Origin of the sequence: Sporosarcina cyprini, from assembly GCF_022048975.1 — a bacterium.
Lineage (GTDB): Bacteria > Bacillota > Bacilli > Bacillales_A > Planococcaceae > Sporosarcina > Sporosarcina cyprini.
The window spans coordinates 647,853-659,416 of record NZ_JAKMHX010000030.1; the positions used below are offsets into that span (position 1 = coordinate 647,853).

At 44.5% G+C, this 11,564-nt stretch carries 10 protein-coding genes; 1 reads left to right on the top strand and 9 read right to left on the bottom strand.

Annotation, left to right across the window (positions count from 1 at the left end; all coding sequences use genetic code 11):
- Positions 1 to 32 precede the first annotated feature (32 nt).
- The 8 genes from hflC to citZ all read right to left on the bottom strand — a co-directional run bounded on the left by hflC (position 33) and on the right by citZ (position 9,851).
- Positions 33 to 1,037, bottom strand: coding sequence for a protease modulator HflC (hflC, locus tag L7D49_RS15830; protein WP_238082544.1), 1,005 nt, complete (start codon positions 1,035 to 1,037; stop codon positions 33 to 35).
- Positions 1,037 to 2,005, bottom strand: a complete 969-nt coding sequence (hflK, locus tag L7D49_RS15835; protein WP_238082546.1) for an FtsH protease activity modulator HflK — start codon at positions 2,003 to 2,005, stop codon at positions 1,037 to 1,039. The genes hflC and hflK overlap by 1 nt, the downstream gene beginning before the upstream one ends.
- A 1,567-nt stretch (positions 2,006 to 3,572) precedes the next feature.
- Positions 3,573 to 4,982, bottom strand: coding sequence for a two-component system histidine kinase PnpS (gene pnpS / locus L7D49_RS15840; protein ID WP_238082548.1), 1,410 nt, complete (start codon positions 4,980 to 4,982; stop codon positions 3,573 to 3,575).
- Positions 4,979 to 5,692 (bottom strand): response regulator transcription factor, encoded by a 714-nt coding sequence (locus L7D49_RS15845; protein WP_418895887.1) that lies wholly within the window; start codon positions 5,690 to 5,692, stop codon positions 4,979 to 4,981. Before L7D49_RS15845 ends, pnpS begins: the two co-directional genes overlap by 4 nt.
- Positions 5,693 to 5,708: 16 nt before the next feature.
- Entirely contained in the window at positions 5,709 to 6,185 is a 477-nt protein-coding gene (locus L7D49_RS15850; RefSeq protein WP_238082555.1) for a MaoC/PaaZ C-terminal domain-containing protein, read from the bottom strand.
- A 179-nt stretch (positions 6,186 to 6,364) separates the two neighbouring features.
- Positions 6,365 to 7,306 (bottom strand): malate dehydrogenase, encoded by a 942-nt coding sequence (gene mdh / locus L7D49_RS15855; RefSeq protein ID WP_238082558.1) that lies wholly within the window; start codon positions 7,304 to 7,306, stop codon positions 6,365 to 6,367.
- A 78-nt stretch (positions 7,307 to 7,384) separates the two neighbouring features.
- Positions 7,385 to 8,644 carry an NADP-dependent isocitrate dehydrogenase gene (icd, locus tag L7D49_RS15860; RefSeq protein WP_238082562.1) on the bottom strand — a complete coding sequence of 420 codons (1,260 nt, stop codon included), beginning with the start codon at positions 8,642 to 8,644 and terminating at the stop codon, positions 7,385 to 7,387.
- Between the two features lie 91 nt (positions 8,645 to 8,735).
- Positions 8,736 to 9,851: a citrate synthase gene (citZ, locus tag L7D49_RS15865; RefSeq protein WP_238082565.1), complete on the bottom strand. Its 1,116-nt coding sequence runs from the start codon at positions 9,849 to 9,851 to the stop codon at positions 8,736 to 8,738.
- A gap of 180 nt (positions 9,852 to 10,031) precedes the next feature.
- On the opposite strand from citZ, the gene L7D49_RS15870 reads away from it, so the two are divergent.
- Positions 10,032 to 11,009: an AI-2E family transporter gene (locus L7D49_RS15870; RefSeq protein ID WP_238082568.1), complete on the top strand. Its 978-nt coding sequence runs from the start codon at positions 10,032 to 10,034 to the stop codon at positions 11,007 to 11,009.
- On the opposite strand, the gene L7D49_RS15875 is transcribed toward L7D49_RS15870, so the two are convergent.
- Positions 10,999 to 11,382: an FxsA family protein gene (locus tag L7D49_RS15875; protein ID WP_238082570.1), complete on the bottom strand. Its 384-nt coding sequence runs from the start codon at positions 11,380 to 11,382 to the stop codon at positions 10,999 to 11,001. The genes L7D49_RS15870 and L7D49_RS15875 overlap by 11 nt on opposite strands.
- Positions 11,383 to 11,564: the final 182 nt, after the last annotated feature.

Genomic DNA, 11,564 nt, shown 5'->3' on the forward strand with positions numbered 1-11,564 from the left:
TCGGTAAGAGTAAATGAAAATGACGTCAACTATCACTCGATATAACCTGTTAATATTTTCGCGTACGGTGAATTTGCCGGCAAAATGATCATAGTATCTTCGCCGATCGTTTTAGTGTACGACTGCAAAGTCCGGTATAAATTATAGAACTCTGGGTCTTTTGAGAATGCATTGTTATAGATCTTTGCAGCCTCGGCTTCTCCTTCTGCATGGATGATAGCCGCTTCTTTCTTGGCGGTAGCGAGCATTTCCTGCACTTCCCGGTCTGTTTCTGCTTCAATCCGTTGTTTCTCTGCATCCCCTTCAGATAAATACGTTTGGGCAGTCGATTGCCGCTCAGAAATCATTCTCGTATAAATAGAGTGCTCATTCTCTTCCGGCAAATCAATCCGTTTCATCCGCACATCGATAACTTCGATGCCGAAATTCCCTTCCTCTAAAAAGGCGTTCACTTTTTCAGTCACCCGGTCATTCAAGCTGCCCCGGGACGAATCTTCATCATTGACGATATCCGTATATTGAAGCTGGCCCATTTCATTCCTTACAACGGAATAGATGAATTCTTCCATACGGGCTTCCGCATTGATGATATTTCTTGCGTTAGCAATCATCTTCGAAGGATCTGTGATTTTCCAGATCGCATAATTATCAATGATGATACGTTTTTTATCTTTCGTACTGATTTCTGCTTCTGAGACATTATACGTCATCTGGTTTTTTGGCAATGTCGAAACTGTTTGAATGAAAGGGATTTTCATATTCAGTCCCGGCTCATCGACAATTCGGGTAATCTCTCCAAATTGACGGACAACCCGATATTCGTCTTCCCTCACGATAAATACATTCGCAAGTAAAATAACGAGGATGGCAAAGATTGCTGTTAAGTAGATAGCCAGTTTCACATATTTCTTCATGTTCACTGGCTGTTTTGGCGTTACTACTTTCGCACTTGCGGTCTTCTGGTTTTGCTGTTTAGCCCGCTGTTTTTCCAGGAACTTTTCTTCTATACTTTTGAAAGGATTGTTTTCATTCGACATCAGTTGCCCCCTCCTTCCGTTTTCTGTTCAGCCAGCGGCGGTGTTTGGGTCTCCATCTGCTGAAGAGGTAAATATTTCAGCGTTTCGCCCTCGTCATTCATAATATAGATCTTCGCTTTCGGAAGAACGGATTCAAGCGTTTCAATGACGAGTCGCTGGCGTGTAATGGCTTTATTATCTTTATACTCCCCATACAAATCATTGAATAGGGCGACATCCCCTAGCGCCTGTTCCACTCGGGACTTTTTCTGTCCGAGGGCACGTGATTTGATCGCATCCTTCTCACCTTTTGCTTCACTTTTACGCTGATTCTCATATTTTCTGGCTTCGTTGATTTTCGTGTTTTTAGTTTCCCGCGCATCTGTAACGGCTGTGAAAGCGGCCCGGACATCTGCATTCGGAAGTTCAACATCTTGCAACTTCACACCTTGCACTGAAATTCCGATATCATATGTGGTCATCAAGGAAGTCAACAACTCACGTGTCTTCGCTTCAATATCAGCCTTTCCGTCCGTCAGAGCCGCGTCGATCGTTGAACTGCCGATGATCGAACGGATGGAAGCGGAAGTGGCATCATGCAGGATTTCCTGCGGGTTTTGGGAACTGAATAAATACTTCTGCGGATCTGTTATTTTCCATTGGACAATGAGATCAGCTAGGACGATATACTCATCCCCTGTAATCATTTTGGTTTCCTTATCGTATGACACGAGTTCTCCACTCGGGTCTTGCTTGTAACCGAACTGAAGACTGAATGTCTCTTTTGATAATTTTTCAACTTGCTGGATTGGCCACGGCAACTTGAAATGAAGTCCTGATTCTGTCACCGGTGTATCGGCTTTACCGAACGTAATGACTACCGCCTGTTCCGATTCATCAACGGTATACCACGTTGAAAATGCCACTAACAACAGAACAACAGCTGCCAATATCATGCCGACAAGAACTCGTATGCGGCGTGTGCTCATAAAATTGCCCCCTCTTCTATGTATCTAGTCTTTTATACGGCTAAGTTACCAAGAGGTTTCAATAATTTGTTTGCATTCAAGACATCATGGACTAACTTAGCGGTTTTCATCGTGGAACATTTGGTAAGAAAATATAGAAACGCTAGAAAGGCCGCGACGTTAGCCGCAACCGTTTCTAGCGATACCGTAATTAATTCAAATAACTTTATCCAGATATTCTATCTGCAATGTTTTACTATAAAAGATGAGAATAACAAACTGCATATGCCTAAAAAAGTCGATGTTCGTTCCAGGCGGACGCTTTCTTACCTTTAGTTAAGTGTTTTAATACTTTCTATGAGGCTTGGAATAAAATAGAGATGTATATTCATTTCTACATGCTCTTGCTTTCCGTTCCGGCGCTCGCTTTCCGCGGGCATGGCTTGAGCCAATCGAACTGCGAAGGGTTCGATTTGCCTTAATTTCTGGTTTTTTTCAGAAATTAAGGCATCCTCTACCTGTTGATTAGCGAATCAAGCTTGCTCCAAACGCCCTGCTTTTTGTCGCAAAAGTCGTTCGATGTAACGGCTTTCCCTGCGGGGTCTCAAGGCTCATGCTATTCCCGCAGGAGTCGGCGCCTGCACTCCAAGCAACAGGTGTCCCAAATAAATAGAAATGAATATGCCAAATAGACCTGACGAATATTTGTTTTTTCGCAAGGCCTCTGTGCTATAGTGGAGCTATCCTGTTACGAAACTTTGGCTGATTCGTAACGATACAGGATGTCATGGTGGATAAGGTGAAATGCGACTTTCAAGAACTTATTCACACATGCGTTCACCGCAACATTATGGGGCTTACCCTGAGGTTGCTTTTTTAATTGATCATAATAATCCACGATCGTAACTTTAGTCTTCGCTCGCAAAGAAATTATCGACATCACCATGAAATAAAGAATTTCCCTCAATCTTCGATTCGCCATTTTAATGAATGGAAACCGGATACCATGTGTTCTAATTCATCTTCATACCGACAATGTTGGTTGTGATCATAAATAACCAATGTACTTTTTCCTTTACTTACGTCAAAAGCAATTACATGTTTCAACCTTCATCCTCACGTCATTGAAACGTATAGAAGTTCTTCACAGTGCCTCATCGATTCCACTTTCTTATACACGATCTCCACGGCCCAACATACTAAACTGATTCAAACACGGATGTGAAGGCAGTCGGTTTCCTTATCCGGATTCAAAGATTCCAGCGTCCGCACGACTTTCCTTCACTTCTACCATAAAAAAGTAGCACAAACCATGGCCTTGGTCTGCGCTACTAATGTCAGTATGTTTCCGCTGGCACGGGCACGGCTTCAGCCAATCGAAAAGCGAAGGGTTCGATTTTCCGTATTTCTGGGTTTTACAGAAATTAAGGCAGCACTTATGCTCCAAACGCTTTCGCTTTGTTCAGTCCAGGGTCTTTCACTCCCAACAACTAAGTGTGGTACAAGCTAAATTGCTCCCTTTGCTGAAATCTTAACTCATCATATATAATGTGCCCATCTTCGCCAACACAAGGAAAACCTTCTTTCATTATCTCAACAGAGGAAGATGAATGGTAAAGGTCGTTCCGATGCCCACTGCACTTTGAACAGTGACGTGTCCGTGGTGGGCTTCGATTAAATGTTTGACGATGGCAAGGCCTAACCCGGTGCCGCCAGATTCCCTGCTGCGAGCCCGGTCGACCCGGTAAAACCGTTCGAATAAGCGAGGAAGTTCGGACGGTGAGATTCCGATTCCCTCGTCTCTCACTTGTATGGTCACTTCATTTTTCATTTTCTTTGCCACAACTGTTATGGTCGTCTCTTCTTTCGAGTAATTGATCGCATTTGTAAGAAGGTTCACCATTACTTGAATGAATCGATCCCGATCCGCCAGCACTCGAATACCAGGTTCGACTTGCAGCTCAACTGCCATCTGCTTCCTCTCTATCGATCCTGAGATAATTTTAATGGCGTCTTCGAGAACGGATGCCAAAACGATTGGCTGCAATGAAATCTGGAAGCCTTCCTGCTCAATGCCGGATAGCTCCAATAGATCATCGACCAGCAATTTTAAACGGTCGCTTTCTTTCAAGATAATGCCCAGGAATTCGCTTGCCACTTCAGGAGATTCAAGTGCTCCGTCCAGCAAGGTCTCAGCAAATCCTTTAATTGAGGTAATCGGCGTCCTCAATTCATGGGACACATTTGCTACAAAGTCCTTTCGAACTTCTTCCAGCCGTATTAATTCAGTTATGTTATGCATGACAATGATAATTCCTAACCAATTCCCATGTCGTCCAATTACGGGCGCTCCATACACGCTTAAGTGGTAGACGGCATGCCCATTGTCGATTCTTACTTGTTTTTCGTGAGCTTGCTCGGTCATGAAAACATCTTCGATTAGCTCCTTGATGTCAGAAGGGAGTTCAATTTCTTTAAACGTTTTTCCTATCAGCTCTTCAGATGTGAATCCGAATGTTTTTTCAAAGACGCCATTCAGCAAATTGACCGAGCCCTCTCTGCCAAACATGAGTAATCCGCTGCCCATACTTTCAATTAATGTTTTCAGCCGTTCCTTTTCCATCGACCGTAAAATGGAAACCTCCTGCAAGTTTCTCGCGATTTGGTTAATGGCAATACCGAGAACATCATTGGTTTCTTGTTCAGCAATTGGCGTCCTTGCCAAATAATCACCGCCTGCAATTCGCATGGCCGTGGCGGATGCTTGGTCGATTGATTTGCTGTATTGCCGGAAAACACGGTAGGAAACGAAAAAATACATAAGTCCGGCAACAGTCAGAACAATCACGAGGAAAAGCCTATATTTGTCTTCATGGACATCATGAAGATCTTTCGGAAAGAATTGAAAAAACTGGCCGAGGACGAGTCCTAAACCAGTAAGCAAGATGAAAAGCATGACCGCATTTGCAATGACGAGCCGGGTATGTAAGCTTTTCATTTTTCCTTCGGCTCCTCGAATTTATAACCGATGCCTCTCACTGTCTTGATGAACACCGGCTTCCTTGTATTTTCTTCTATCTTCTCACGCAGATGGGAGACGTGAACATCGACAATTCTCGTGTCTCCTGCAAAATCGTAATTCCACACGGCACTGAGCAATTGATCACGAGTGAGGACGCGATTTTTATTTTTTATAAAATAGACAAGCAGTTCAAATTCCTTTGGTGTAAATTCCAAAGGCTCCTCATGAAGATAGGCCTCGTATTGCTCTGGATGTACCTTTATTGGCCCGGATGTCAGCGTCGATTCAGGCCGTCCGGAATCCGGACGATCGCCTGTACGCCTTAATACCGCCTTCACTCTGGCGATCACTTCACGCGGGCTGAATGGCTTTGTCATATAATCATCTGCGCCAATTTCCAGTCCTAACACCTTATCCGGCTCTTCGCCTTTGGCTGTCAGCATGATAATCGGAACATTGACATCCTGCTGCCGGAGCAGCTTGCACACTTCAATTCCATCCATTTTCGGCAGCATTAAATCCAGTAGAATCAAATCCGGCTGAACCGTTTCCACCATTTCGATCGCTTCCACCCCATCGACCGCCACATACGTATCGAAATTGGACTGTTTTAAGTTGTATTCCAGCAAAGTTCGGATCGGTTGTTCGTCATCTACGATCAACACTTTCTTTTCTACCATTCTCATCTCCTCCATCTATCTCTTAGAAGTTTTCCATTGCTTGTGATGTCAAATTGTCTTCCAGTCTCGGAGGTATGACGACGACTGTTCCTGTAATGACCGTATCTCCCTCTTCGTCTACGGCTTCTATTTTTAACGTAACCGCATTTTGATCGAGTTCGACTCGTATGACCTCAAAAAGGAATTCAATTGTCTCATAATGATAGACTTGTTTAGGGAAGGACAGATGCTGTTCAATAACATGAGAGCCAGGGCCAGGCAAGTATTTTGAAATCGCAGACGTTATAATGCCCGTCAGCATGATCGTCGGCACAATCGGTCGATCAAATGATGTTCTCGAAGCATAGTCATGCTGCACGTATAATGGATTGGCGTCATTCGTTAATCCCAAATATAAGAGTAAATCCTTATCCTCGATTTTCTCTGTCAACTTCAGTTTTTCCCCTGACGTGATTTCATCAACCTTCCGTCCGATCCTACGTTTTTTCCCTAATAACAACTTGGTTCCCCCTTACTTCAAGATACAATTGATTTAACATACCATTTACGGTGAAAGCTCATCCGATACTTTGAGTGTATCAATAAAAATGAGAGAAGTAAAAAAAATCGAGCAGTTCCTCTGCCCGATTTTACAATAGCTTAACAATCAAGTTTACAACGTTCAACTTATGGAAGCATCTAGTCTGCAAGGACTTCCATGACTGCTCGGACCGAATCGGCGGACTTTGCTAAAGCGGCTGTTTCCTCATCCGTCAATTCAAGTTCGATGATCTTTTCAATTCCCCCTGCGCCTAGAACTGTCGGAACACCGAGATAAATACCGTCCATTCCGTATTCCCCTTCCAGGTACGCAATAGAAGGGAGGACGCGTTTTTGATCCTTTAATATCGCCTCAGCCATTTCTACGAGTGATGCGGCCGGTGCATAATAAGCAGATCCGTTGCCAAGAAGATTGACGATTTCTGCTCCGCCTTTCCGGGTCCGATCCACAATTTCTTGCAATCGATCACCCGGGATCAATTTTTCCAAAGGAACGCCGCCTGCTGCCGAATAGCGGACAAGAGGCACCATGTCATCACCATGTCCGCCCAGTACAAAGCCCGTCACGTCTTTTACTGAGAGATTCAACTCCTGCGCTACGAATGTACGGAAGCGCGCCGTATCCAATACACCGGATTGTCCGATGACACGTTCCTTCGGAAATCCAGATTCTTTATATACAGTGTACGTCATGGCATCCACTGGATTTGTTAATATGATGATCGTTGTTTCTGGAGAATGCGTAACAACTTCACTCGTCACAGCTTTCATGACCTTCTGGTTCGTTTGGACAAGATCATCCCGGCTCATGCCCGGTTTACGGGCGATTCCTGCCGTGATGATGACAAGATCTGAGTTTTTCGTATCAGCATAGTCGGATGTTCCGGTAATGTTAGCATCAAACCCTAGTACTGGACCCGCTTCCAACATATCTAACGCTTTCCCTTTTGTCGGATCTTCCATTTGAGGGATGTCCACAAGGACTACATCACACAGCTCCTTTTGAGCAAGAAGAAATGCGGTGGTCGCTCCGGTGAATCCAGATCCGATGACTGAGACTTTTTTGCGTTTCATTGTCATGGCAAACTCTCCTTTTCTGATCAAAATAAAAAAAGCAAGAGGGGGAAAGATTTCCCACTCTTACTTTAGTCTAGCGAATTATAGGTTTTTAATCAATTCATCCGCAAATTCAGATGCTTTTACTTCTGTCGCACCATCCATGAGACGTGCAAAGTCATATGTTACCACTTTAGAAGCGATTGTCTTTTCGATGGATTCTGTAATCATCTTAGCAGCTTCATTCCAGCCCATATGCTCAAGCATCATAACGCCTGAAAGAAGTACAGAAGATGGATTTACTTTATCAAGACCCGCGTACTTCGGAGCTGTACCATGTGTTGCTTCGAAAATCGCATGTCCAGTTACATAGTTGATGTTCGCTCCTGGAGCGATACCGATACCGCCGACTTGTGCAGCAAGTGCATCGGAAATATAGTCGCCGTTCAAGTTCATTGTTGCTACGACGTCAAATTCCTTCGGACGTGTCAAGATTTGTTGTAGGAAGATATCAGCGATCGAATCTTTCACAATGATCTTGCCAGCTGCTTCTGCATCAGATTGCGCTTTGTTAGCCGCGTCTGTTCCTTCAGCTTCCTTGATTTGATCATATTGGTTCCAAGTGAATACTTTGTCGCCGAATTCTTGTTCAGCCACTTCATAACCCCAGTTTTTGAACGCGCCTTCAGTAAATTTCATGATGTTTCCTTTGTGTACAAGCGTTACAGACTTGCGACCTTCTTTGACTGCATAGTTAATCGCAGCACGCACAAGACGTTTTGTACCTTCTTCAGATACAGGCTTGATGCCGATACCAGAAGTTTCAGGGAAACGGATTTTATTGACGCCCATTTCGTCTTGCAAGAAGGCAATCACTTTTTTCACTTCGTCTGAACCTTCTTTGTACTCAATACCTGCATAGATATCCTCTGTGTTCTCACGGAAGATAACCATATCTGTATCTTCTGGACGCTTAACAGGGGAAGGAACGCCTTCAAAGTAACGAACCGGGCGCAAGCAAGTGTATAGATCCAACTCTTGACGAAGTGCAACGTTCAATGAACGGAATCCGCCTCCGATTGGTGTAGTTAGAGGTCCTTTAATCGCGATCAAATACTCATCGATGATGTCAAGTGTTTCCTGCGGCAGCCATTCTCCCGTTTCGTTGAATGCTTTTTCACCAGCAAGAACTTCTTTCCATTCAATTTTCTTTTGGCCATTGTATGCCTTCTCAACAGCAGCTTCCAAAACGCGGGATGCAGCATGCCAGATATCCGGGCCTGTACCGTCACCGATGATGAATGGGATCGTTGCGTGATCCGGAACGTTTAATACACCGTTTTCCATTGAAATTTTAGCCATTGCAGTTTCCTCCTAATAGTCAAAAGTAGAGGGCCGGTATCAGTTCATACCGCCCCACTCATTTTTTGTGTTGAGAGCTTCGAAAACTCTCTTACCGCTCGTTCATCGGCACGTATTTCTGCTTGTCTGGACCGTTGTACTCGGCACGTGGACGGATCAATCTATTGTTTGCATATTGCTCCAAAATATGTGCCGTCCAGCCGGAAGTACGGGAGACCGCAAAAATCGGCGTGAACAAATCATGGTCGATACCAAGTGAATGATATACCGAAGCGGAATAGAAATCAACGTTAGGCGGCAAGTTTTTCTCGCCTGTCACGATTGATTCAATTTTCTCCGACATATTGTACCACTTTTCCTCGCCGCGAAGTGAAGTCAATTTTTTAGACATTTCACGAAGATGCTTGGCACGCGGGTCGCCTTTACGGTATACGCGGTGGCCAAAGCCCATGATTTTTTCTTTGTTGTCCAATTTTTCACGAATGTATGGCTCAACATTTTCTTCAGAACCGATTTCCATGAGCATCTTCATCACTTGCTCATTCGCTCCGCCATGAAGAGGTCCTTTCAATGCGCCGATTGCCGCAGTGATTCCGGAATACATATCGGATAATGTTGCCACACAAACACGCGCTGTGAACGTAGAAGCGTTCAATTCATGGTCAGCGTGAAGTACGAGCGCTTTATTGAAAGCTTCGATCGCAATATCTTCAGGCTCTTCGCCATTCAGCATGTAGAGGAAATTGGCTGCGTAACCTAGTTCGCTCTTTGGTGCGACCGGCTCAAGTCCTTTACGCACGCGTGAAAAGGCTGTAACAACCGTAGCGATTTTCGCTTGAAGTTTAATCGCTTTTTCATAGTTCGCTTCATCGGACATATCTTCCGCTTTGTCATCGTATAATCCGAGGAGGGAGATGGCTGTGCGCAATGCTGCCATTGGATGCACTTTGTCGATCGGATATGTTTTAAAATGGTCAAGCACTTCCTGAGGAATTGACATATTGTCTGCAAGCTGCTGCTTCAATTCAGCCAGCTCGTCCTCTTTTGGAAGACGTTGGTGCCATAGTAGGTATACAACTTCTTCGAAACTTGCATTTGTTGCAAGATCGTCAATGTCGTAACCGACATATGTAAGAGTGTCATCAATGATGGAACTGATGGCGGATTGCGTCGCTACGATTCCTTCCAACCCTTTTGATGCTGTCATATTACTCGCTCCTTCTCTCAGTGTAGCCTTTATCTTCTAAAATTCGCTAGAAAACGGCTCTTCTGATAATAGTTTCTGTCTAAAACGCTTACATGAACCATTATAATCAAACTTGACAGATTTGTGAATGGAAACGCTTGTTTTGTTTTAATTCTCCATTGAAAAGGATGGTCTAAAGCAATGAAAAACCGTCTAAAGCAGCAAAATATGGACTATGCCAGGATATTGTTGCAATGGCTGCCTGCTCTTGTTGCCTGTCTCCTCGTCTTTATCGTGCCGCCGATTGCCATTGCTGTCATACTGGCCTACTTCACAGCACCCTTTCTGCATGCAATCCGCGCTATTTTCAAACTGCCTTTATCATTATCCACCTTGATCGTCATGTTGGTATTTCTTTTCCTATTCAGCACCTTTACACTGATGACGCTGCACGGCCTGATGGATACTGTACCGACAATCGAACGGCATATTCTTCCTTTTACAGGGAATGCCGATCTGTCCGGCAAGGTTTTTTCCTTCATGGAGGAAAAAGTCGTGCAATACGGCCAATCTCTTCTGGAGCATGCCGTCTCTTTTCTCACTAAGCTGTTCCAGCAAATATTCAACCTTTTCCTGTTCCTTGTCGCGTATTTTTTCGCATTGCGGGAATCCGGAAAGAACCGGTTTTGGTTTCTGCTCTATTTTCCGGTTTCCATGAGATCCGCAGCCAAACGGGTATTCATGAAGTCCGGAGAGTTAATTGGGACATTCCTGTTTGTCGAAGCTCGTTTATTCCTGGCAACGTACATCACGCTATCGATCGGATTCAGTCTGCTCCGGTTTGAAGCCCCTTTGGGTAGTGCATTTCTCGTGTCATTGATCGACAGTCTGCCCTTTCTCGGAATTGGCCTATTCTTGCTCCCGATGGCAGCCTTCTTTATCTATACGGATCAATTGACTGTGGGAATTTCTTTATTGTTGCTATATGTATTTATCTTAGTGACAAGACAAATGCTGGAGTCGTATTTCTATGCTTCCTCTTTCCGTTTGAAACCGATCCATGCATTTATCGTCACGGCATGTTCCGTTTATCTATTCGGGCTTCCCGGCATCCTGCTGACGCCATTTCTGTTATTCGCGGCGCTGAAAGTGAAGGAGCATCCTCTGTTCAACGGATGACGATGCTCCCGTTCTGCATTTTCTTGTGCAGCCACTTTACTATGAACGGCCTGATGAGTTTTCTCGGTCCGGGGAATAAAAGCAGCAATCCGCACAAATCAGTGATAAACCCTGGCATGATCAACAGAATGCCTCCTATAAAGATGCAAATGCTGTCAATGAGCGCATTACCGGGTGTTTCCATTGTACGCATCCTCGCTTGGAGATCACGCCACGCTTTCAGGCCTTGCCGTTTTGCCAAGTACGCTCCCCCGACTGCTGTCAGGAACACTAATGCTATTGTCGGGAATACGCCGAGTGTTTTTCCAGAATAAATCAATACAGCGATTTCCGTAGAAGGGATTAGGATAAACGCTAAAACTAGCCATCTCATTGGATTCCAGCCTCCTATCAAGTGGAGTTGAAAGTTGAGGCAATTAAACCGGCCGCTGGACATGCATTAGAGGTAGCCCATTTCCTCTTACTTTCAGGCAAACTTACCCGTCAACACGAATTGGCCGGTTCCTCACTCAACAATCATTCTCCGTATAGCAAAAGGCTGCTTTCCGTTCATCC

Coding starts and splice junctions, on each gene's coding strand:
- hflC (WP_238082544.1), bottom strand. CDS start 1,037: ATGTCGAATGAAAACAATCCTTTCAAAAGTATAGAAGAAAAGTTCCTG.
- hflK (WP_238082546.1), bottom strand. CDS start 2,005: ATGAGCACACGCCGCATACGAGTTCTTGTCGGCATGATATTGGCAGCT.
- pnpS (WP_238082548.1), bottom strand. CDS start 4,982: ATGAAAAGCTTACATACCCGGCTCGTCATTGCAAATGCGGTCATGCTT.
- L7D49_RS15845 (WP_418895887.1), bottom strand. CDS start 5,692: ATGAGAATGGTAGAAAAGAAAGTGTTGATCGTAGATGACGAACAACCG.
- mdh (WP_238082558.1), bottom strand. CDS start 7,306: ATGACAATGAAACGCAAAAAAGTCTCAGTCATCGGATCTGGATTCACC.
- icd (WP_238082562.1), bottom strand. CDS start 8,644: ATGGCTAAAATTTCAATGGAAAACGGTGTATTAAACGTTCCGGATCAC.
- citZ (WP_238082565.1), bottom strand. CDS start 9,851: ATGACAGCATCAAAAGGGTTGGAAGGAATCGTAGCGACGCAATCCGCC.
- L7D49_RS15870 (WP_238082568.1), top strand. CDS start 10,032: ATGAAAAACCGTCTAAAGCAGCAAAATATGGACTATGCCAGGATATTG.
- L7D49_RS15875 (WP_238082570.1), bottom strand. CDS start 11,382: ATGAGATGGCTAGTTTTAGCGTTTATCCTAATCCCTTCTACGGAAATC.